This is a genomic window from Methyloceanibacter methanicus, from assembly GCF_001723285.1.
GTDB classification, from domain to species: Bacteria; Pseudomonadota; Alphaproteobacteria; order Rhizobiales; family Methyloligellaceae; genus Methyloceanibacter; species Methyloceanibacter methanicus.
Genome location: NZ_LPWG01000005.1, coordinates 134,142 through 154,136, shown reverse-complemented (window position 1 = coordinate 154,136; position 19,995 = coordinate 134,142). Strand labels below are relative to the sequence as shown.

The window sequence follows — 19,995 nt, the reverse complement described above, 5'->3', positions numbered from 1 at the left end:
GCGCGGCCGCTGGCCGCGGCGGCACCGGCGCAGCGGCCGGCTGTGACGGCGCGGCACCCTGATCCGCGGGTTGTGCCTGCCAGACGTGGCCACATTTTGCGCAACGCACCTTCCGGCCTTCGGGTGGGAAGGCAGCCTTGATTTGGTAACGCGTTCCGCACGCCGGACAAATAATTAGTGTCGCCATTTTGATTGCCGCAATCGCCCACTACACCTTGAATATGTGGGACGCCCCATTCGGTTACCCTATACCATTGATACAGGACGGAGAGTTCAGCATAAAGTGCCAGTATTCGGCAATGTTAAGAGGCCCAAGGAAGTCCGGTGATCCGCTTTGACAATGTCGGGCTACGCTATGGCTCCGGACCGGAAATCTTGCACGATGTCACCTTTCACGTGCACCCAGGCTCCTTTCACTTTCTGACTGGGCCCTCCGGCGCCGGAAAGACATCATTGTTGCGTCTTCTTTTTATGTCGTTACGTCCTAGCCGCGGGTTAATTTTCGTTTTTGGCGAGAATTTAGCCGATTTGCCGCCTGCGGGACGGGCAGCCCTGAGGCGCCGAATCGGCATAGTTTTCCAGGATTTCCGCCTTTTGGACCACCTGACCACCTGGGAAAACGTGGCGCTGCCCTTGCGCGTCATGGGCCGCAACGAGAGCGACTATGCCGACGACGTGACCGATTTGCTGCATTGGGTCGGCCTCGGAAACCGCATCCATGCCTATCCCGAAACGCTTTCGGGCGGCGAAAAACAGCGCGCGGCGATCGCCCGGGCGGTCATCGGCCGGCCCGAACTGCTCCTGGCGGACGAGCCCACGGGCAACGTGGATCCGGCCATCGGCAACCGGTTGCTGCGCCTGTTCGTGGAACTCAATCGGCTGGGCACGTCCGTCATTATCGCGACCCACGATTATGGGCTGATGGAACAGCTCGAGGCGCCCCGACTCGTGCTCCAGGAAGGGCACCTTCAGGTCGCCGCGCCCCAACTCGCCGCCCGGTAGGTGAAAGCCACGTGACGTTCCTCAGCGACATCAAGGACTATCCGTGGACGAGCCTGCTTGCGGGCATTCTGCCCGCCCGGCTCGCCGCGCGGCTGCCGAAACGCTTCCAGGCCCCCTCCTCACAGATCGTCCCGCCCGCCTCCGTCGCCGGCCGGGCCCTGACCATCGTCATTGCCATCATGACATTTCTGGCCTGCCTGACTGCCGGCGTCGTCTACATGGTGCATCAGTCCGCCAGCGCCTGGGTGGACGATATCGCCAGCGAGGTCACCGTCGAGCTCAATCCCCTGGAAACCGCGGACATCGAGAAGAAGATGACCCTGGTGGCCCTGTTCCTCGCGAAGCAGCCGGGCGTCAGCCGCGTGAAACCCATGAGCGCGGACGAGTCGGCCAAGCTACTGGAGCCGTGGCTCGGCTCGACCGCCGCGCTTTCGGCGTTGCCGGTGCCCCGCCTGATCGCCGTGGAGATCGACCGGTCGGATCCGCCCGATATCGAAGCCATCCAGAACGCGCTCACGCAGAATTTCGAAGGGGTCACGCTCGACGATCACCGGCGCTGGCAGTCCGAAATCAAGCTCATCACGCGATCGGCCGCGCTCGGCGGCATCGCGGTCCTGGCGCTCGTCGCGGCCGCCACCGTCGCCGTCATCGTCTCGGCCACGCGCAGCGCCATGGCCACCAATCGCGAGATCATCGAGGTGCTGCATTTCGTCGGCGCGAACGACCGCTTCATCTCGCGCGAGTTCGAACGGCACTTTCTGGGCCTTGGCGTCCGGGCGGGCCTGGTCGGGGCCATCGCGGCGACGGTGACGTTTCTGCTGCTGCCCGTCCTGCTCTCCCTCCTGGGGGGCGGGGCCGTGACCGAAGCCGAAACCCGCCGCCTGCTGGGCAACGGCGAACTCGACCTTGGCGGCTATCTTCTGCTGGCGCTGATTGTGGTGGTGGTCGCGGCGCTCTGCATGGTCACCTCCCGGCTTGGGGTCTTTCGCGTTCTGAAAACCTATGCTTGAACGCGCATAGGGATGGTGGCTCCTATCGGCTTGGCCCGGTCGGGAAAGTCCTTATGCTGCACGGCGCGACGTGCCCGGAGTATTTCTTGATCAAGAGCATCGACATAGACGGAGACGAGAACACGGAAGGCCGCGCGAGGCACTTCCACCGCTTCCGCGGGCCGGTCGGCTTCGTCCGTCTTGTGTTCGACGGGACGATCTTGCTGCTGGTCATGCTGATCATCGGCTTCATCGTCTTCGCCAACGGGCTCGCCCGGGAACCGAAGGAACCGGCCCATCCAACCGACGGAATCACCGTCCTGACGGGCGGCGTCTCCCGCATCGACGAAGCCATGAAGCTGATGGCGCGGCAACAGGCACGGCGTGTACTGATCACCGGCGTCAACCGAGAGACGAGCCTGGAGCAATTGAAGGAGCTCAGCCCGGACGGCGCGCAATATTTCGATTGCTGCGTGGATATCGACAAGGCCGCGCGCAACACGATCGACAATGCGACCGAGACGGCCCGCTGGGTCACCTTGAACGGCTACGGGTCCGTGATCGTCGTCACCTCCAACTATCATATGCCGCGCGCTCTGGCAGAGCTGGAGCGGGCCATGCCGGGGATCGACCTCGTCCCTTATCCTGTTGTGGACAACAATGTGGAAGTCGCGCGCTGGTGGGAATATCACGGTACCACCAGACTGCTTCTGTCCGAGTACCTGAAATACCTGCCCGCGCTTGGGCGGCTCTGGGCGACGAACCTCGTGCGCATGGCCCTGCCCGGCACCTCCGTACCGCCAGAGGACGAACCCGAACCGTAAGAGTCCATGGTCCGCTCCATCGTTTTCGGCATTCTGTTCTACGTCACGACCGCACTCTTCGTGACCGTCGGATTCCCGTTCCTTTTCACGCCGCGCAAATGGTCCATGGCCGCCCTCAAGGTGCATGCGCGCACCGAGCTGTGGCTCCTGAAGACCATTGTCGGTCTCGACTACGAGGTGCGCGGCCTCGAAAAATTGCCCGAGCCGCCGTTCCTGATCGCCTCGAAACATCAGTCCGCTTGGGAAACGTTCGCGCTCATTCCACTTTTTCGCGATCCCGCGCTGCTGATGAAACGCGAATTGTTCTGGATACCGGTTCACGGTTGGTTCTCGTCCAAGTTCCAGATGATCCCCGTCGACCGCGACCAAAGGACCCGCGGCGTGAGAACGATGCTGCGCCATGCGAAGGACCGCGCCGCGCAGGGCCGTGAGATCCTGATCTTTCCCGAAGGCACCCGCAGACCCCCGGGCGCACCGCCCGCCTACAAGACGGGAATCGCGCTGCTGTACAACGCGCTCGACCTGCCCTGCGTGCCTATTGCCTTGAATTCCGGGATGTTTTGGGCACGCCGCTCCTGGCGCCGCAAGCCGGGGACGGTGATCGTGGAAATCCTCGATCCAATCCCGCCAGGCTGCCGAAGGCCGAATTCGTCAGCCGTCTGCAAACGGCCATCGAGACCGCCACGAACCGCCTGATAGTGGAAGCGGACGCCGACGGCGAAAACCGTTAACCCCTTGTTAACACTTAAAAGCTTGACGCCGCGCGCGGTCAAGTTCATATTTTGTTCCACACACCGATAAGGGGCAGCGATGGCTTGAATTTGCGATCGTTCAACCTATTTGAGTTAGGGTCACCAAGGTTAACGGGACAGATTGACGATGTGGACGAGCCCTTCAGATGCGCCTGAGTTTGCGACACCCGAAACCGCCGCCTGCGGTCCGTCGGAGGAGCCGGCATTGGTGTGCGCCGAAGCCGCCTTCGACCAGGCCTTTCACTATTGGCGTGGGGCCTCGGGGCGCCGCTATCTCCACAGCGTCTATTCGCTCGTCGGCTGCCCGGCGCTGCCGCAGGCCAATTTCATTCTGGTCCGGCGTCACGAGGACGGCTCGCGCGAAGCGCTGGCCTTCGGCAACACGAAGGACGACGCCGTGTCGCTGAATCTCGCCCGTCTGCGCCACGAGGGCGCGAAGATCGGCGCGAACGAGGTGCATATCCATCTCTTGGCCGACACGGCCCGGGCCCGCGCATTCGTCGAGGCCGATCTGACGGCCGCGCATCTGCATCGGCCCGCCGCCGCGGCCTAGCCCCCTCAATCATCGTGCAAGCGTATCGCTTTCGAAGCGGCGCCCCTTAGCCGGCCGCCTTGCGTTACGTGCGGGACAGCTTCTCCAGCCGCTCCTGCATGGCCTGAAGCTCGGCCTTCAGCGTATCGATGTCGTCTTCGGCGGGCTCGGCAGGCGTGGCCGCCGGTGCTTCGTCGCTCGAGGCGGGCTTCTCCTCGGCCGGCGATTCGTCCGTCTCGGTCCCGAACGGCGTGAACATGCCGAGCGCCTTCTCGAAGGCTTCGAAGTTCTTGCGCACCTGTTCCTGGACCGCATCGAACGCCGCCGTCCCGAACGCGTCGGCAAAGCGGCGCCGGTACTGCTCCTGCTGCTTGGTCAGCGAATCCAGGCTGAACTCGAGATAAGAGGGCACCAGCTTCTGCATGCCGTCGCCGTAGAAGCGGATGAGCTGGCGCAAGAAGCCGATCGGCAGGAGGTTGGTGCCGCGGCTCTCCTGTTCGACGATGATCTGGGTCAGCACCGTATGCGTCAGGTCTTCGCCTGTTTTCGCGTCGTAAGACACGAAGTCGCGCTCGGCGCGCACCATCTCGGCGAGATCCTCCAAGGTCACATAGGTGCTGGTATCGGTGTTGTAGAGCCTCCGGTTGGCGTATTTTTTGATGATAACCGGACGGTTCTCCTGGTTCGCATCCCTGGCCACGTGTCGTTTACTCCTAAACCCCGCCCGCGCCGGGCCCGTGGCCCGGATCGGACTCAGAACTCCATAAACGTGCAGTCCATGCCGCACTTGCGAAAATAAGTAGCACGTTCAGCGTGCACGGTACCAGCGCCTTTGCCGGAAGGCTTAATTCGGGGGGCTTGTTTGTCTTTCCAGCCGCAATGCGCTGCGGTATGACCGTGGGTGAGTTTCAGTCGGGAGGACAGGATGAAGGACTCAGAAATTGTAATTGTCAGCGCGGCGCGGACGCCCGTCGGATCGTTTGGCGGGTCCCTTTCGACCGTTCCGGCCCACACCCTGGGCGAAACGGCCATCCGGGCTGCCTTGGAACGGGCGAACGTCGACGCGGGCGACGTGGACGAAGTCATCATGGGCCAGGTGCTCACGGCCGGCGAAGGCCAGAACCCCGCCCGGCAGGCGGCCATGGCTGCGGGCGTGCCGCAAGAAGCCACGGCCTTCGGCATCAACCAGGTCTGCGGCTCGGGCCTGCGCTCTGTCGCTCTCGGCGCCCAGCAGATCGCCACGGGCGATGCGGATATCGTCGTTGCGGGCGGCCAGGAGAACATGAGCCTCTCCCCCCACGTCGCGCACCTGCGCAACGGTACCAAGATGGGCGACGTCAAGTTCATCGACACGATGATCAAGGACGGCCTGTGGGAAGCCTTCAACGGCTACCACATGGGCAACACCGCGGAGAACGTCGCCAAGAAGTGGCAGCTAACCCGCGACGAACAGGACGCCTTTGCCGTCGCCTCCCAGAACAAGGCAGAAGCGGCGAAGAAGTCCGGCAAGTTCAAGGACGAGATCGCGGCCGTGACCATCAAGACCCGCAAGAGCGACGTGGTCGTGGACGAGGACGAGTACATCCGCGAGGGCGCGACCCTCGACGGTGTCGCGAAGCTGCGCCCGGCCTTCGACAAGGAAGGCACGGTGACCGCGGGCAACGCCTCGGGCATCAATGACGGTGCCGCGGCCGTGGTCTTGATGAGCGCCGAAGAAGCCCAGAAGCGCGGCCTGACCCCGCTTGCGCGCATCGCCTCGTGGGCGGTCGCCGGCGTCGATCCCAGCATCATGGGCACGGGTCCGATCCCTGCGTCCCGTAAGGCGCTGGAAAAGGCCGGCTGGAAGGTCGCCGACCTTGACCTGATCGAGGCGAACGAGGCCTTTGCCGCGCAAGCCCTGGCCGTGAACAAGGACATGGGCTGGGACGGCGACAAGGTGAACGTCAACGGCGGCGCCATCGCCATCGGCCACCCGATCGGCGCTTCGGGCGCGCGCGTGCTCGTCACCTTGCTGCACGAGATGCAGAAGGCCGACGCCAAGAAGGGCCTGGCCACGCTGTGCATCGGCGGCGGCATGGGCGTTGCCATGTGCGTCGAGCGCGACTGATCCATCGCTCTTGAGCTTTGAGACGAATTCGTGTGGGGTGGCCTGAGCCGCCCCACACGTCGATTTGGCGCTTGCCCAATTCGGCCTCGCCTAATTCGGACTTGCCCCATTCGGACCTGGGTTCGGCAGATTGAAGAAACAGGCGCGTAAGTGCGCCAAGGGAGGATGCTATGGGAAGGGTGGCTTTGGTCACGGGTGGTACGCGCGGCATCGGCGCCGCATGCAGCACGGCGCTGAAGGATGCAGCTTACACGGTCGCCGCCAGTTATGCGGGCAACGACGACGCCGCGAACGCCTTCAAGGCCGAAAACGGGATTCCGGTCTTCAAATGGGATGTCGGTGACTATTCCGCATGCGAGAAGGGCATCGCCGCCGTCGAGGCCGAGGTCGGCCCGGTCGAAGTGCTGGTGAACAATGCCGGCATCTCTCGCGACGCGATGCTCAACAAGATGACCTATGAGCAGTGGTCGGAGGTCATGCGCACCAATCTCGACTCCGTGTTCAACGTCACGCGTCAGGTCATCAACGGCATGCGCGACCGCAAGTTCGGACGCATCATCTCGATCTCCTCCATCAACGGCCAGCAGGGCATGCTCGGACTGGCCAACTACTGCGCCGCCAAGGCCGGCATGATCGGCTTTACCCGCGCGCTCGCCCTGGAAGGGGCGCGCAAAGGCATCACCGCCAACGCCATCGCGCCGGGCTATGTGGCCACGGAGCTGCTGTCCGGCGTGTCCGAAAAGGTGATGGAAGCCATCGTCGGCCAGATCCCCGTCGGACGCCTGGGCGAAGCCGAAGAGGTCGCCCGCTGCGTGGTGTTCCTCGCCGCCGACGAAGCCGCCTGGATCACCGGCTCCACGCTCACCATCAACGGCGGTCAGCTCGCGGACTAGGCGACGGCCGGCGCGTCCGCGTCAAGAAATTGCGCACTCCCGTCCTCGGCCATCCGGTCGAGGACGGTGAGCGGCATCACGCGGACGCCGCTCGCGGCCGAGAGCTTGCCGAGATCGAAGGCCGTGTAGTTGATGCCGGCATAGGTCCGCAAGAGAAGCTTCTTCCGGCCAAGATCGGTCAGGGCCGTCCACGACGTATATTCGCTCATGGCCGCCCCGGCGCTTCCCGCCCCGCCGCTCGCGCCGGCCTCGATCCCACCGCCTCCGCCGCGCATGTCGACAGTGATCCCTTTCGGCCTGTCGAAATTGTTCATGACATGGGCGAGCGTCCGAATGGCGTCGTCCGGCGCCGATGCCTTTTCGGCGAATTGCGCGTAGTAGGCGGCGCGGACGAAGCGCCCCACCGACGTGTTGGACGAGGGGAGTCCCTGCGTCGCGATGCCGGAATCCGGCTGCGCCACCTGGAGCGCACCGAACCGACTCTCGGACCGGTCGACATTCGACAAGAACGTGTAGTTGTCGAGATTCGTCAGATGCCAGGAAAATGCCGGGCCGTTCGTCATGACGCCCACGGGATTGTCGTAGACGGACGTCGCGCCGCCGGAGAACTCCACCACGATGGAGGCACCGGTGGAATCGTGCAGACTGTAGTGAAACGGCGTCTTCGCCCCTCCGAGGATCGCCAGCGGAGCCAGGAGGACGGGCTGGTTCGCGAGCGCCTCCTTGACTTGCGCGACCGTCGCGAACTGACCGAGGGCCCACGAGCCGAGATCGACCGCCGACAAGGCGGCCTTGGTGTTCTCGAAGGCGGCCTGTGCCGCCCCGGGATACGACAAGGCGCTGAACGTCAGGCCTTCGCTATTCAACCCTTCGACGATCTTGAGATCGCCGGGCGCGAACGGAACCGTCACGCCGAGCATGGGATAGGCCGTCTTGTATCGCAGCGCCGCGCTGCCCTCGACCGCCGACTGGTAGTCCTGGCCCGCGGGAAGAAACGCGATTTGGTAGGGCATTTCCATGGGCAGTTCGAGCGTGCGCCCCGAATAGAAGTTGCCGTTGGTGTCCCGATACAGAAGAGACGTACACATCGTTATTTCCTTTCAGTGTCCAAAGCCGCCCGCCCGCGCACACGCCGCAGCGGCGCGCGGTGCCGAACCGCTGCCTGCTGTTAGCGTTCTGGAGACCAGCCGTCCGGCGCCAGCTCGAAGCCCTCGAACTGGAAGCCGGGCGCCACGGTGCAGCCCACCAGCGTCCACGCCCCGAGGTGCGCGCGCTCTGCCAGGCATGGGGCGGCACGACGGCTTGCGGGTGCTGCCCGCCGAACAGATCCATTCCCAGCGTGAGCTCTCGAACCGCACCGGCCTCGTCCGCGACGGTGAGCGACAAGGGCGCACCGCCATACCAGTGCCAGGTCTCGGCCGCGTCCACCCGGTGCCAGCGCGAGATTTCCCCATCCGCCAGAAGAAAGAGGATCGCCGTCGAATGGGCCCGGCCGTCGCGACCGGTCTCGTCGCGGAAGGTTTCCCGGAACCAGCCACCCTCCGGATGCGGCTGGAGCGCCAGATGGGCGATCACCTCTTCGGCACTTCGCGTCCCGGTCTTGGGCGTGAGAGCCACTAGAACCGGTCCTTGCGCCGCCGCACCTCGCCGAACACGGCCTCCAGCGGCTGGCCTTCCAGACCCAGCCGGGCCTGAATTTCAGGGCTCGAGGCGCGCAGGAAAGGGTTGGTCGCACGTTCCAGCCCGATCGTCGTCGGCAAAGAGGGCCGTCCGTTGGCATCGTTCTCGGCGACTTCGGCGGCACGGGCCCGAAGGGCCGCGTTGTCCGGCTCGATGGTCAGCGCGAACCGGCAATTGGCCCCGGTGTATTCGTGGCCGCAATAGACGTCCGTCTCCGGCGGCAGCGCCGCAAGCTTCGACAAGGACGCCCACATGGTCGGCGCATCGCCCTCCAGGAGCTTGCCGCACCCGACGGAAAACAGCGTGTCGCCGACGAACACCGGCGCCTGATCGGGAAAGTAGTAGCTGACATGACCGCGTGTATGGCCGGACGTGTCGATGACCGTGGCGTCCGCGTGGCCGACGGACACCGTATCGCCTTCCTTGACCTCCACGTCGAGCCCCGGGATAAGACCGGCCTCGCGCGCCGGCCCGTAGACCGTGCAGCCATATCTGTTCTTCAGCGCGCCGATTCCGGCCGTGTGGTCCGCGTGATGGTGGGTCACGAGAATATCGGTGAGGTCCCACCCTTTCTGCGCGAGTGCGGCCAGGATCGGCGCGGCCTCGGGCGCATCGATCGAGGCGGTCGCACCGGTCTTGGGATCGTGAATCAGCACCCCGTAATTGTCGCTGCGTGTCGGAAACTGGAAAATCTCGAGTTGGGCCATGACTTTCACTTCGATGTCTTTCACTTCGATGTCTGTCTCTTCGATGTCGCTGTCTTTGAAAATGCCGAACCGGGCCGCTCCGGCGCCCGGACCGTACTCCGCAGGCCGGGGCTTGAAAACAGGTCCCCCGATTGAAACAACGTTCTGGATTGAAAGACGCGGGCGGCGACCCAAGTCTAAACACGCCGGAAGCAGACGGACGCCATGCATCTCGACGCGATCGACCTTCGAAATTTCTACGCCCGCCGGATCGGGCTGATGGTGCGGCGCCTGCTGCGTCCGCGTTTCCGGGCGTTCTGGCCCGACGTGAAGGGCCTCAACGTGTTCGGCCTCGGCTATGCCACGCCCTATCTCGCCGAGTTCCGGAAGGCGCCCGGTGTATCGGTGCCCTTGCGCCTGTGCGCCTGGGCACCCTGCCCTGGCCCGAACGGGTCGCGTCCCAAACGGCCCTTGTGGACGAAACGGAACTGCCGCTGGACGACGAGGCGGCGGACCGGGTCTTGCTGGTGCATATGCTGGAATGGTCCGAGCATCCCCATGCCCTCCTCCGCGAAATTTGGCGGGTCCTGGCGCCCAATGGCCGCATCCTGGTGGCGGTGCCCAACCGGCGCGGGCTCTGGGCCCGCATGGATACGACGCCCTTCGGCTATGGCAGCCCCTTCAGCCGCAGCCAGCTCACCCAGCTCCTGAAGGATGCCATGTTCCAGCCCGAGAGCTGGCACTACGTGCTTCACCTGCCGCCCTTCGACTGGCGGGTTCTGACCCGTTGGCCGGATTTCTGGGAACGGTTCGGCGATCTGGCTTGGCCGGCCTTCTCCGGCATTATCGTGGTCGAGGCGACCAAGCAGGTCTACGCCGGCAGTCTTGTGGGCGAAACGGAACGCAAGATGCGCCGGCGCGTGATCCCGGTGCCAGCGGGCGCGGTGACGCCGCGCCTAGCGCGAGAGCAGGAAGACGGCCTGCTCGCCGAAGAGATTCTGCGTCGATAGAGGCATCGAGACGAGTTTCGTCCCGTTGGCGTTGAGGGCGACGGCCTTCTCCACATGTGCACCCATGTCGTCGCACAGCGCCAGGAAATCCTTGATCGTGCACAGATGGATGTTGGGCGTGCTGTACCAATGTTCGGGCAGCGTATCGGTATGCGGCATCTGACCGCCCAGCAGGAGCTGCAGGCGCACGCGCCAGTGGCCGAAATTCGGAAACGATACCACGACGCGCCTGCCGATGCGCAAGAGCTGCTCGAGCACGTGCCGCGGGTTGCGCGTGGCCTGAATGGTCCGCGACAGGATCGCGTAGTCGAAGGCCATGTCCGGGTAGTAGACGAGGTCCGTGTCCGCATCGCCCTGGATCACCGAAAGGCCCTGCGCCACGCACTGGTTCACCCCGGCCTGGCTCAGTTCGATGCCGCGGCCGTCGACGCCATGCTTGTCGGCGAGAATGCGCAGCAGCGCCCCGTCGCCGCAGCCGATATCGAGCACCCGCGAGCCGGGAGCGATCATCTCCGCGATCAGGAGGAGATCGACGCGGGCCGTATCGGCGGAGCGCTGTTGGGGCGTGGTCACGGGCGCGTCCATTCTCATGCGCCTCCGCCCGCGCCGGCGAGCCCACGCTGACGGGCGGCCGCGCCGAGGAAGCCGCGCACCGTATCGAACAGCTCGGGCTCGTGCAGCAGGAACGCATCGTGCCCCTTGTTCGAGTCGATCTCGACGAAGCTGACATTGGCGGCCACCGCGTTGAGCGCGTGCACCACCTCCCGGCTCTCCTCGGTCGGGAACAGCCAGTCTGACGTGAACGAGATCAGGCAGAAGCGCGTCTTGGTGCCCGCGAAGGCATTCGCCAGGACCCCGCCGTGGTCGGCGGCGATGTCGAAATAATCCATGGCCCGCGTGATGTAGAGATAGGAGTTCGCGTCGAACCGGTCGACGAAACTCATCCCTTGGTGGCGCAGATAGCTCTCCACCTGGAAGTCGGCGTCGAAACCGAAGGTCACCTCTTCGCGGTCCTGCAGGTTACGGCCGAACTTCGTGTGCAGCGCCCGGTCGGACAGGTAGGTGATATGGGCGGCCATGCGCGCGACGGCGAGACCTTTTCGCGGGTTCTTGCCCTCTTCGAGATACAGGCCCCCGCACCAATCGGGATCCGCCATCACGGCCTGACGCCCCACCTCGTGGAAGGCGATGTTCTGCGAGGAGTGCCGCGCCGCGCAGGCGATCGGAATCGCCGAGAACACGCGGTCCTTGTAGCTCGCCGCCCATTCCAGCACCTGCATGCCGCCCATGGAGCCGCCGATCACGCTCAGCACCTGGTCGACGCCGAGATAGTCCAGCAGCCGGGCTTGCGCCCGCACCATGTCGCGCAAGGTGATCACCGGGAAATCGGGACCGTAGGCGCGCCCCGTCGCCGGATTGAGCGAACTCGGCCCGGTCGAGCCCATGCACCCGCCGATCACGTTCGGGCACACGACAAAATAGCGGTCCGTGTCGATGGGCTTGCCCGGCCCGACCATGGTCTCCCACCAGCCCGGCTTGCCGGTGACGGGATGGGTGCTTGCCACGTACTGGTCGCCGGTCAGCGCGTGGCAAACCAGGATGAGGTTCGACTTGTCCGCGTTCAGCGTCCCGTAGGTCTGATAGGCCACGGAGAAGGGCGCGAGCACAGCACCGCTATCGAGCGGGAGACCCTCGCTCGCCGGGAAATGCACCACTTCGCTTTGGGGATTGGTGATCTGCTCGCGCCGTTTGAGTTCGGCGAAGCTCTCCGCTCCCGGATTCTCGTTCATCGTCGCAATGGCCTAAGCTACAGACGGTTCCTCGCTCGTACGCACCGGAAATCGCGCGCGTCCTGACAATGGAACCTGGAATTATACAATGCCGGGTTAGCCATGGCCTCATGAGAGTCAATCTTTTCTTTGCCTTGGCTTAAGAAATGGCCGTAAGAGAGGCCCTTCGCAAAGCATTGAGGCCCCAGTAAGGAGCAGAACCATGGCTGCCAAAACGATGGCTGCCAAACCGATGGCCGCCGACAGGACGGATACGAGGACGGCCCCGGCACCGCGTCCGGGCATTCTCGACATCGCGCCCTACGTGCCGGGCACGAGCGTGCTGCCTGGCGCCGGGCCGGTCGTGAAGCTCTCGTCCAACGAAACGCCGCTCGGACCGAGCCCCAAGGCCGTGGAAGCCTACCTGGGCGAAGCGGCGCGCCTCGCCCGCTATCCCGACGGGTCGGCGAGGTCCTTGCGCGAGGCCCTCGGCGCCGAACATGGCCTCGATCCCGCGCGCATCGTCTGCGGCGCCGGCTCCGACGAGCTGCTGAACCTGCTCGCCGTGGCCTATCTCGGCCCGGGCGATGAGGCGATCTACACCGAGCACGGTTTCCTCGTGTACAAGATCACGATCCAGGCCCGCGGCGCGACCCCGGTCGTAGCGCCCGAGACGAACCACACCGCCGATGTGGACGCGATCCTTGCGCGCGTCACGCCCCGCACGCGCATGATGTTCCTGGCCAACCCCAACAACCCGACCGGGACCTATCTTCCGGCCGCGGAGATCGAACGTCTGCATGCGGGGCTTCCCGGCCACGTGCTGCTGGTGCTGGACGGCGCCTACGCGGAATATGTCCGACGGGACGACTACGAGGCCGGCGCCGCGCTCGTCTCCGCCAACGACAACGTGGTGATGACGCGGACCTTCTCCAAGATCTACGGCCTCGCCTCCTTGCGCATCGGCTGGGCCTATTGCCCGGAGGCCATCGCCGACACGTTGAACCGCATCCGCGGGCCCTTCAACGTGACCGGACCGTCCATTGCCGCGGGTGTCGCGTCCATCGGCGATCGGGCGCATCTGGAAACCGCGGTCGCCCACAATCTCGCCTGGCTTCCCCGCATGGCCCAACGGCTTGCAGAGATCGGCCTTCCGACGACGCCGAGCGTGGCGAATTTTCTGCTGGTCCATTTTCCGCAAACGCCCGGAAAGACGGCGCCGGAAGCAGACGCCTATCTGCACGGGCGCCGGATCGTCCTGCGGCGCGTGGACGAATACGGCCTGCCCGATGCCTTGCGGATGACCATCGGCACCGACGCCGAGAACGCGGCCGTGCTGGATGCATTGACCGCCTTCATGGGCGATGCGGGCGCCGTATGACGGAGCCCCTGTTCGACAAGGTCGCCGTCATAGGACTGGGACTGATCGGCTCGTCCATGGCGCGCGGGATGAAGAAGCGCGGTCTTGCCGCCACCATCACGGGATTCGACGGATCGGCGGATGTGCGCGACCGGTCGCGTGCGCTCGGGTTCTGCGATCTCGTCGCGGACACGGCCGAAGAGGCGGTGAAGGACGCGGAGCTGGTGATCCTCGCCGTGCCTGTCGGCGCCATGAGGGCGGCCGCGCAAGCCATCGCACCCTTCCTCGCCAATGGGGCGATCGTCACCGATGTGGGCTCCGTGAAAGCGGCCATCGTGCGCACCGTCGCGAGCGCGCTCCCGGAGCACGCCGCCTTCGTGCCCGGACATCCGGTGGCCGGCACTGAGCATTCCGGCCCCGAAGCCGGTTTTGCCGAGCTGTTCGAAGGGCGCTGGTGCGTCATCACCCCGTGTGCACGCTCGACGGATGCAAGCGTGGAGAAGGTCGGGGCGCTGTGGACCGCGCTCGGCTCGACCGTCGAGACGATGACGCCCGAGCATCACGACATCGTCCTCGCCATCACCAGCATAATCCCGCATCTGATCGCCTACAACATCGTCGGCACGGCGGCCGATCTGGAGGACGTCACCCAGTCCGAGGTCATCAAGTTTTCCGCCGGCGGCTTCCGGGATTTCACGCGCATCGCCGCTTCCGACCCGGTCATGTGGCGCGACGTGTTCCTCAACAACAAGGACGCGGTGCTGGAAGTCCTCGGCCGCTTCTCCGAGGACCTCGCGGCGCTGCAGCGCATGATCCGCTGGGACGACGGCCAGTCGCTCGAGGATCACTTCAGCCGCACGCGCGACATCCGCCGCGGCGTCATCGACGCAGGCCAAGACACCGCCGATGCCGATTTCGGCCGGCCCCACGGCCACGAGGACTGACCGGCGCAACGACGCGGCCAATTGGGCGGCGGGCTTGATACGTCTTTCGAATGCTGGCGACCACCGCTAAAACAGGCTCCATGTCTGCGCTCTGGGTGTTCGGCTATGGGTCACTGATGTGGCGGCCGGGTTTTCCGTTCGACGATCACAGTCCGGCCCGTCTCGAAGGCGCCCACAGGGCCCTGTGCATCTATTCGATCCTGCACCGGGGCACGCCCGCAAGTCCGGGCCTGGTTCTCGGACTGGACGAAGGCGGGGAATGCCAGGGCGTGGCCTTCCGTGTCGAACCCGGGGCCGAGAGCGACACGGTGGCCTATCTGCGCCAGCGGGAGCAAGCGACCGACGTCTATGTGGAGACCTATCGGGACATCGCGCTTGGCGACGGCTCGGGCCGGACCGTGAAGGCGCTCACCTTTGTCGCCGACCCGGCCCATCCGCAATACGCAGGCAGGCTCGACTTCGAGGCGCAGCTGCGCATCGTGCGGGCCTGCCGTGGTCAGGCCGGCGCCAATATCGATTACGTCCTGAACACGGTGGAACACCTGGAAGCCTTAGGCACCCACGACGAACTGCTGTTCGCGCTGGCCGAGCGGCTCCGGCGCGGGGCCGGCGAACGCTGCGAGGGCTAGCTGGCGGACTTCTCGGTGTCGGCCGTCTGATCCTCATGCAATTCGGGCGCGCCGAAAAAGTCGCCCTGAAGGTAGGAGACGCCGGCTTTCTCCAGGAACGCGACGGAGCGCTCGTCGCGCACCCACTCCCCGACGGTCGCCAGGCCGAAACGATGCGCCAGCTCGACCAGGCTCTGGACTAGCGTCTCGTCCTTCGCGTCCTGTCCGAGATTCTCGATGAACGAGCCGTCGATCTTGACCATGTCGACACCGAGGTTGCGCAGCGAGCGGAAGGAGGCGTAGCCGGCGCCGAAATCGTCCAGCGCGACCTTGCATCCGGCCCTCTTCAGCGCCGAGACGAACGCAGCCGTCGCCTCCATGTCCGAAATGGCGGCCGATTCGGTGATCTCGACGATCAGCCTCTTGGTCAACCTACGGTCCTTCCCGGTCAGGGCCTCGAGCGCCTCGATCCAATGCCCCTCCGTCGTGGACAGAGCCGAGACGTTGAGGGCCAGCTTCCGGTCGGGTGTGGCGCGCAGGATGTCGACGACGAGCTCCAGGGCGCGATGGTCGATGAGTTTGGACAGGCCCAACTTCTCGGCGACCGGAACGAACTCGCTCGCGTCCAGAACCGACCCGTCCGGCAGCCGCAAACGCAGCAGGCATTCGTAGAACTCCGGGTCGTGACCGCCGGCTGTCACCACGGGCTGAAGGGCGACCATAATGCGGCGATCGTTCAAGGCCCGGATCACTTCGTCGGCAATGGCGATATTGCGCTTGCGTTCGGCTTCCCGCGGCGCGGACGGATCGTAGCAATAGAACCGCTCGCGGGGGCTGACCCGCGCCATATCGATGGCCTGCAAGGCGCGGCCGATCGCGTCCTGGGTGGTGTTCGCGTCGTTGGGGATCAGCACGGCGCCGACGAAGACCGTCGCGGCGATAGACCCCGCGCTGGTGCTGGCAACGTCGCGCTCGACGGCGGCAATCATGCGGCGGGCGACGGCAACCACTTCGTTCGCGACGCAGCCGTGCAGGACGATGCCGAACTTGTTCGACGAGAAGCGGCCCAAACAGTCCCGCCCGCGCACGGCCGTGGCCAGGCGCTGGCCGACAATGGCAATGACCTCGTCGCCGACCTCGTAGCCATAGGTCTCGTTGATACACGTCAGATCGTTGACGCCGACGAGCAGAAAGGCGCCCTTCTCCGCTCTTCCACCGCGGCTGGAAAGCAGTTTGGCCAGAGTCCCGGTGAGCTCGGCCCGGTTCGAGAGCCGGGCGGAGTCCTGGTCGCCTGGCGCGCCTTGTGGCCGGGCGCGCTGGCGGCGATCGCCGATCACGCGGAGCGTGCCCTGGGCCTGAACCGGCTCGCCCCTGTCGTCGGTGGTGCAGACGCCGCGTTCCTCGACCCAAAGAGCGGCCTTTCCGCGCCGTCCGTTGGGCAGGAAGCGATATTGCAAGGCATAGGCATGGGAGGCGTTCGGCGCGGCCTTCGCGCGGCCGGTGACGCCGTCATAGCGCTCCGCCGCATGCTTGGGGTCGATATGCAGAGCGAACGCCCGGCCACGGCGCAGCACGCCGATATCGACGTCCCCCAGAACGGTCGCGGCGTTCTTCGCCCAGTCGATCCGATCGGACCCGAAATCCCAGCGATAGGCCGTGGTCCGGATGCCGTCGAGCACGTCGTCGACCTGAACGTGCGGCTGTTCACCAGCGACATCTGCGGTGTTGGTTTTTCTCATGCGCCTGCCCCTTGCACGAAATCCTGCGGCGCCTCTTGTATTGCTGCGTTGGGCGCTCGTTGCTTGCCGAGGAAGGCTAGCTGGCAAGGCTTAAGAAGCCGAGAATCCGCGAGGGACAGGGCCGCCTTTCGGCCCCAAAAAGGCGGCTCGAACGCGCCATCGCCCGCGATTTCTGCGTCTTTGGTTAGCAAGACCCTACCGGCACGGCGCGAGCACGGCACAGCCAAGCAAAAACGCTCCGGCGCGCGCGCCGGACGTGACAACAATTCCTGCGAAGACATAAGGCTTAGCCCTTACGCCTCGTCCTTGACCGTGATCACCTGGCGGCCACGATAGCGGCCCGACTTCAGGTCGATGTGATGCGGACGGCGAAGCTCGCCCGAATCCTTATCCTCGACATAGGCCGGGGCCGCGACAGCGTCGTGGCTTCGCCGGTTGCCCCGCTTCATGCGGGACACTTTTCTCTTTGGAACAGCCATTTCTAGAACCTCTAGGCGGCCCCACGCGGCGCGGGGGGGCGTCGTTTGGCGCCCTTATAGTCACAATTTCGGCCTCTGGCCAGAGCCGATGTCCGATCCTTTTACCGGTTCACGATGCAGTCGGCCCGTTTGGCGATGTAGGGCAAGCGCCGCTGGACAGCGTTGGCGACCAGGCGATGGGTCCGGCTGGGCCGCGCCGGATTGCGAACGTCCGGCTTCGGCAGCGTGGTCGCCAGCAGGACCGCCTCGCGCTGGGTGAGCGCCGAAGCGGGCTTGCGGAAATAGCGCTGGCTCGCCGCCTCGACACCAAACAGGCCCGGACCGAACTGCGCAATGTTGAGATAAACCTCCAGCACGCGGTCCTTCGGCCAGATCGAGACGATCGCGTAGGAGAGCGGAACCTCAAGGGCTTTGCGCAAGTAAGAGCGGAAATCCCAAAGGTAGAGATTCTTGGCGACCTGCATGGGGATGGTGCTGGCGCCCCGCGCAGGCTCCAAATTCTTCGCCGACTCGATGACTTCCCGAACGGCACCCCAGTCGACGCCCTGATGCGTGCAGAAATTGCCGTCCTCGCTCGCGATCACGGCCAGCCGCATATGGGGCGAGATCTTCTCGAAGGGCACCCAGCGTCGCTTCAAGGTCTCGCCGCGGAGTTTTTCGAGGATCATGACCGAGGTGATCGGCGGATTGACGAAGCGGTAGACCACGATGCTGCCGAGAACGATCCCCATCAAGATGAGCAGCACCAGCGCGATCAGCCGCAGCCACGGATGCCTGTCGGCCCAAGCGCGGAGCCTGTGGGCCTTTTTCGGGCCGGGTTGTACGCCGGACTCCGGGGCCGTGGCAGGCGCCTCGGGCGGCGCGGCATCATGGCCCTCGGGCGGATCTTCGGTCGTGTTCTCGTGCATAGCAGGGCGTTCTAGCGCCCACGGAGGTCGCGATCAATTTGCGGCGACAGAAAGCCTCGGCTATCCCTTCGCCCACGATGACATTCCGATCCGAGATGGAGCGCGTGGCCGGGCGCGTCGAGCAACGGCTGGCCGCGCTCCTGGCCCCAGACACAGCCTCCCCGGAGGAACCCTACGAGACGGCTGCGCCGCTCGGCGAGGCCATGCGCTATGCGGCCCTTGGCGGCGGCAAGCGCCTGCGGCCGTTCCTCCTGATCCAATCGGCGCGGCTCTTCGGCGTGCCGGAGCAGAACGCGCTCGATACGGCCTGTGCGCTCGAATGCGTCCATTGCTACTCCCTGGTTCACGACGACCTTCCGGCCATGGACGACGACGCGCTCCGCCGGGGGCGCCCGACGGTGCATATCGCCTTCGACGAAGCCACGGCGATTCTCGCCGGCGACTCCCTGCTGACCATCGCCTTCGAGACCGTCAGCGCCCCCAAGTGCCACGACGATCCGGCGATCAGGGCCGAACTGACCCATCTTCTCGCCAAGGCGAGCGGCTGGCAGGGCATGGCGCTGGGGCAGGCCTTGGACCTCGCCGCCGAGCAGCGGCCCTTCTCGCCCGACGAGACGACGGCCATGCAGAAATTGAAAACCGGCGCCTTGTTCCGCTTCGCCTGCGAGGCAGGCGCCGTGCTCGGGGGCGCGGACGATGCCAGCCGCGCGGCGCTCATCCGCTATGCAAACGCCTTCGGCCAGGCTTTCCAGCTCGCCGACGATCTGCTCGATGCGCAAGGAGACGCCGCCGCCATGGGCAAGGCCGCCGCCAAGGACGCCGAGCGCGGGAAAGCGACGCTGGTCGGCCTCCTTGGCATCGAGGGCGCGAAGGCGAAGCTCGCGGGCCTCGTTGCCGAGGCCGAGGAGGCTCTCGATCCGTTCGGCGAAAAAGCGGGGACACTGATCGAGGCGGCGCGCTTCGTCGCCGAGCGGCGCTCTTGAGCGGGAAGGCGAATCCGGCTCGAATGAGCCGATGAGCCCCACGACGCCGCCGCGACATCGCTTTCGGGACACGCGCATCTCGCGCTTCCTCGAGGCGCGCTGGCGTCTCCTCTTCGCGATGCTCGTCTTCGTCGTCCTCCTCTCCGCGATGCCCGACCAGAAATACTTGTTTCCCACGCGGCTACTGATCGCCTGGGACGCGGGCGTGGCCTTCTACCTCGCGCTTGTGGTCATCATGATCCTGCGCTCGGACCCAGACCGGGTCCGGCGGGAATCGCCGCTTCAGGACGAAGGGCGCATTGCCATTCCGATTCTCACCGTGATTGCCAGCATGGCGAGCCTCGCCGCCATCGTTTATTGGATGCGCACGGCCTCCGGGAGCGGGAGCATCCAGCCGGGCATCCTGGCGCTCCTGTTCTTCACCACGCTCCTGTCCTGGCTGTTCATCCACGTGATCTTCGCCCTGCACTACGCGCACGAATACTACGCCCAGCACCGGGGCGCGGGCGGCGGCCTGCGCTTTCCCGGCGACGAGGATCCGGATTATTGGGACTTCGTCTATTTCTCATTCGTGATGGGAACGTCCACGGCCGTGTCCGACGTGGCCATCACTTCGCGCGCCATCCGCCGAACCGTGACGGCCCATGGCATCGTCGCGTTCGTGTTCAATGTGACGATGATCGCGTTGACGGTCTCGATCGCGGGCGACGCCGTCTCGCTGCAGTAGCGC

22 protein-coding genes and 1 pseudogene are annotated in these 19,995 nt (G+C 65.3%); 13 read left to right on the top strand and 10 right to left on the bottom strand.

What is annotated here, in order from left to right; translation table 11 throughout:
• Positions 1 to 187 (bottom strand): zinc-ribbon domain-containing protein (locus tag AUC68_RS15550; RefSeq protein WP_193407072.1); only part of this gene is annotated, 187 nt, incomplete at its 3' end.
• A 137-nt stretch (positions 188 to 324) separates the two neighbouring features.
• Here AUC68_RS15550 and ftsE point away from each other — a divergent pair.
• From ftsE to AUC68_RS04405, 5 genes are all read left to right on the top strand, one after another.
• Positions 325 to 1,002, top strand: a complete 678-nt coding sequence (ftsE, locus tag AUC68_RS04425) for a cell division ATP-binding protein FtsE (RefSeq protein ID WP_069436511.1) — start codon at positions 325 to 327, stop codon at positions 1,000 to 1,002.
• Between the two features lie 11 nt (positions 1,003 to 1,013).
• Positions 1,014 to 2,012 (top strand): cell division protein FtsX, encoded by a 999-nt coding sequence (locus AUC68_RS04420; RefSeq protein WP_083240400.1) that lies wholly within the window; start codon positions 1,014 to 1,016, stop codon positions 2,010 to 2,012.
• 86 nt (positions 2,013 to 2,098) lie between these two features.
• Positions 2,099 to 2,815 carry a YdcF family protein gene (locus AUC68_RS04415; RefSeq protein ID WP_158008226.1) on the top strand — a complete coding sequence of 239 codons (717 nt, stop codon included), beginning with the start codon at positions 2,099 to 2,101 and terminating at the stop codon, positions 2,813 to 2,815.
• Positions 2,816 to 2,821: 6 nt separating this feature from the next.
• Positions 2,822 to 3,511, top strand: coding sequence for a lysophospholipid acyltransferase family protein (locus AUC68_RS04410; protein ID WP_244500388.1), 690 nt, complete (start codon positions 2,822 to 2,824; stop codon positions 3,509 to 3,511).
• 261 nt (positions 3,512 to 3,772) lie between these two features.
• Positions 3,773 to 4,120 carry a hypothetical protein gene (locus tag AUC68_RS04405; RefSeq protein WP_141701087.1) on the top strand — a complete coding sequence of 116 codons (348 nt, stop codon included), beginning with the start codon at positions 3,773 to 3,775 and terminating at the stop codon, positions 4,118 to 4,120.
• Positions 4,121 to 4,184: 64 nt separating this feature from the next.
• On the opposite strand, the gene phaR is transcribed toward AUC68_RS04405, so the two are convergent.
• Positions 4,185 to 4,799 (bottom strand): polyhydroxyalkanoate synthesis repressor PhaR, encoded by a 615-nt coding sequence (gene phaR / locus AUC68_RS04400; protein WP_069436509.1) that lies wholly within the window; start codon positions 4,797 to 4,799, stop codon positions 4,185 to 4,187.
• Between the two features lie 225 nt (positions 4,800 to 5,024).
• Here phaR and AUC68_RS04395 point away from each other — a divergent pair, with 225 nt between their 5' ends.
• Both AUC68_RS04395 and phbB read left to right on the top strand, forming a co-directional pair.
• Complete coding sequence (locus AUC68_RS04395; RefSeq protein WP_069436508.1) at positions 5,025 to 6,206, top strand: acetyl-CoA C-acetyltransferase; 1,182 nt, start codon at positions 5,025 to 5,027, stop codon at positions 6,204 to 6,206.
• 170 nt (positions 6,207 to 6,376) lie between these two features.
• Complete coding sequence (phbB, locus tag AUC68_RS04390; protein WP_069436507.1) at positions 6,377 to 7,099, top strand: acetoacetyl-CoA reductase; 723 nt, start codon at positions 6,377 to 6,379, stop codon at positions 7,097 to 7,099.
• Here the strand turns inward: phbB and AUC68_RS04385 are convergent.
• From AUC68_RS04385 to gloB, 3 genes and pseudogenes are all read right to left on the bottom strand, one after another.
• Positions 7,096 to 8,187 (bottom strand): linear amide C-N hydrolase, encoded by a 1,092-nt coding sequence (locus AUC68_RS04385; RefSeq protein WP_069436506.1) that lies wholly within the window; start codon positions 8,185 to 8,187, stop codon positions 7,096 to 7,098. The genes phbB and AUC68_RS04385 overlap by 4 nt on opposite strands.
• An 80-nt stretch (positions 8,188 to 8,267) precedes the next feature.
• Positions 8,268 to 8,716: pseudogene (locus AUC68_RS15545) on the bottom strand (cupin domain-containing protein).
• Positions 8,716 to 9,486 carry a hydroxyacylglutathione hydrolase gene (gloB, locus tag AUC68_RS04375; RefSeq protein ID WP_069436542.1) on the bottom strand — a complete coding sequence of 257 codons (771 nt, stop codon included), beginning with the start codon at positions 9,484 to 9,486 and terminating at the stop codon, positions 8,716 to 8,718. The pseudogene AUC68_RS15545 and the gene gloB overlap by 1 nt, the downstream one beginning before the upstream one ends.
• Before the next feature lie 398 nt (positions 9,487 to 9,884).
• Between gloB and AUC68_RS04370 the strand changes: the two genes are divergently transcribed.
• Positions 9,885 to 10,475, top strand: coding sequence for a class I SAM-dependent methyltransferase (locus AUC68_RS04370; RefSeq protein ID WP_158008225.1), 591 nt, complete (start codon positions 9,885 to 9,887; stop codon positions 10,473 to 10,475).
• On the opposite strand, the gene metW is transcribed toward AUC68_RS04370, so the two are convergent.
• Complete coding sequence (metW, locus tag AUC68_RS04365; protein ID WP_141701085.1) at positions 10,422 to 11,060, bottom strand: methionine biosynthesis protein MetW; 639 nt, start codon at positions 11,058 to 11,060, stop codon at positions 10,422 to 10,424. The two genes, AUC68_RS04370 and metW, sit on opposite strands and share 54 nt — an antisense overlap.
• Before the next feature lie 2 nt (positions 11,061 to 11,062).
• Positions 11,063 to 12,265 (bottom strand): homoserine O-acetyltransferase MetX, encoded by a 1,203-nt coding sequence (metX, locus tag AUC68_RS04360; RefSeq protein ID WP_069436503.1) that lies wholly within the window; start codon positions 12,263 to 12,265, stop codon positions 11,063 to 11,065.
• Between the two features lie 232 nt (positions 12,266 to 12,497).
• On the opposite strand from metX, the gene hisC reads away from it, so the two are divergent.
• The 3 genes from hisC to AUC68_RS04345 all read left to right on the top strand — a co-directional run bounded on the left by hisC (position 12,498) and on the right by AUC68_RS04345 (position 15,177).
• A complete protein-coding gene (hisC, locus tag AUC68_RS04355; RefSeq protein WP_069436541.1) occupies positions 12,498 to 13,625 on the top strand; it encodes a histidinol-phosphate transaminase in 1,128 nt (375 codons plus the stop codon).
• On the top strand, positions 13,622 to 14,548 hold the full coding sequence (locus tag AUC68_RS04350) for a prephenate/arogenate dehydrogenase family protein (protein ID WP_069436502.1): 927 nt from the start codon (positions 13,622 to 13,624) through the stop codon (positions 14,546 to 14,548). The genes hisC and AUC68_RS04350 overlap by 4 nt, the downstream gene beginning before the upstream one ends.
• Positions 14,549 to 14,628: 80 nt before the next feature.
• The gene (locus AUC68_RS04345) at positions 14,629 to 15,177 is read left to right on the top strand and encodes a gamma-glutamylcyclotransferase (RefSeq protein WP_141701084.1); all 549 of its coding nucleotides are present in this window, start codon (positions 14,629 to 14,631) and stop codon (positions 15,175 to 15,177) included.
• Here the strand turns inward: AUC68_RS04345 and AUC68_RS04340 are convergent.
• The 3 genes from AUC68_RS04340 to mtgA all read right to left on the bottom strand — a co-directional run bounded on the left by AUC68_RS04340 (position 15,174) and on the right by mtgA (position 18,282).
• A complete protein-coding gene (locus tag AUC68_RS04340) occupies positions 15,174 to 16,895 on the bottom strand; it encodes an EAL domain-containing protein (RefSeq protein ID WP_069436500.1) in 1,722 nt (573 codons plus the stop codon). The two genes, AUC68_RS04345 and AUC68_RS04340, sit on opposite strands and share 4 nt — an antisense overlap.
• A 293-nt stretch (positions 16,896 to 17,188) precedes the next feature.
• The gene (gene rpmF, locus AUC68_RS04335; RefSeq protein ID WP_069436499.1) at positions 17,189 to 17,374 is read right to left on the bottom strand and encodes a 50S ribosomal protein L32; all 186 of its coding nucleotides are present in this window, start codon (positions 17,372 to 17,374) and stop codon (positions 17,189 to 17,191) included.
• A 101-nt stretch (positions 17,375 to 17,475) separates the two neighbouring features.
• Complete coding sequence (gene mtgA, locus AUC68_RS04330; RefSeq protein ID WP_083240398.1) at positions 17,476 to 18,282, bottom strand: monofunctional biosynthetic peptidoglycan transglycosylase; 807 nt, start codon at positions 18,280 to 18,282, stop codon at positions 17,476 to 17,478.
• A gap of 77 nt (positions 18,283 to 18,359) precedes the next feature.
• Here mtgA and AUC68_RS04325 point away from each other — a divergent pair, with 77 nt between their 5' ends.
• On the top strand, positions 18,360 to 19,265 hold the full coding sequence (locus AUC68_RS04325) for a polyprenyl synthetase family protein (RefSeq protein WP_069436498.1): 906 nt from the start codon (positions 18,360 to 18,362) through the stop codon (positions 19,263 to 19,265).
• Positions 19,266 to 19,296: 31 nt separating this feature from the next.
• Positions 19,297 to 19,992 carry a DUF1345 domain-containing protein gene (locus AUC68_RS04320; protein WP_069436497.1) on the top strand — a complete coding sequence of 232 codons (696 nt, stop codon included), beginning with the start codon at positions 19,297 to 19,299 and terminating at the stop codon, positions 19,990 to 19,992.
• The last annotated feature ends 3 nt before the right edge of the window (positions 19,993 to 19,995 follow it).

Excerpts from the sequence above, each read along its gene's own strand:
- AUC68_RS04410 (WP_244500388.1), top strand. The coding sequence starts at position 2,822 with ATGGTCCGCTCCATCGTTTTCGGCATTCTGTTCTACGTCACGACCGCA.
- AUC68_RS04395 (WP_069436508.1), top strand. The coding sequence starts at position 5,025 with ATGAAGGACTCAGAAATTGTAATTGTCAGCGCGGCGCGGACGCCCGTC.
- phbB (WP_069436507.1), top strand. The coding sequence starts at position 6,377 with ATGGGAAGGGTGGCTTTGGTCACGGGTGGTACGCGCGGCATCGGCGCC.
- AUC68_RS04385 (WP_069436506.1), bottom strand. The coding sequence starts at position 8,187 with ATGTGTACGTCTCTTCTGTATCGGGACACCAACGGCAACTTCTATTCG.
- gloB (WP_069436542.1), bottom strand. The coding sequence starts at position 9,486 with ATGGCCCAACTCGAGATTTTCCAGTTTCCGACACGCAGCGACAATTAC.
- metW (WP_141701085.1), bottom strand. The coding sequence starts at position 11,060 with ATGGACGCGCCCGTGACCACGCCCCAACAGCGCTCCGCCGATACGGCC.
- metX (WP_069436503.1), bottom strand. The coding sequence starts at position 12,265 with ATGAACGAGAATCCGGGAGCGGAGAGCTTCGCCGAACTCAAACGGCGC.
- hisC (WP_069436541.1), top strand. The coding sequence starts at position 12,498 with ATGGCCGCCGACAGGACGGATACGAGGACGGCCCCGGCACCGCGTCCG.
- AUC68_RS04350 (WP_069436502.1), top strand. The coding sequence starts at position 13,622 with ATGACGGAGCCCCTGTTCGACAAGGTCGCCGTCATAGGACTGGGACTG.
- AUC68_RS04345 (WP_141701084.1), top strand. The coding sequence starts at position 14,629 with ATGTCTGCGCTCTGGGTGTTCGGCTATGGGTCACTGATGTGGCGGCCG.
- AUC68_RS04340 (WP_069436500.1), bottom strand. The coding sequence starts at position 16,895 with ATGAGAAAAACCAACACCGCAGATGTCGCTGGTGAACAGCCGCACGTT.
- rpmF (WP_069436499.1), bottom strand. The coding sequence starts at position 17,374 with ATGGCTGTTCCAAAGAGAAAAGTGTCCCGCATGAAGCGGGGCAACCGG.
- mtgA (WP_083240398.1), bottom strand. The coding sequence starts at position 18,282 with ATGCACGAGAACACGACCGAAGATCCGCCCGAGGGCCATGATGCCGCG.
- AUC68_RS04325 (WP_069436498.1), top strand. The coding sequence starts at position 18,360 with ATGACATTCCGATCCGAGATGGAGCGCGTGGCCGGGCGCGTCGAGCAA.
- AUC68_RS04320 (WP_069436497.1), top strand. The coding sequence starts at position 19,297 with ATGAGCCCCACGACGCCGCCGCGACATCGCTTTCGGGACACGCGCATC.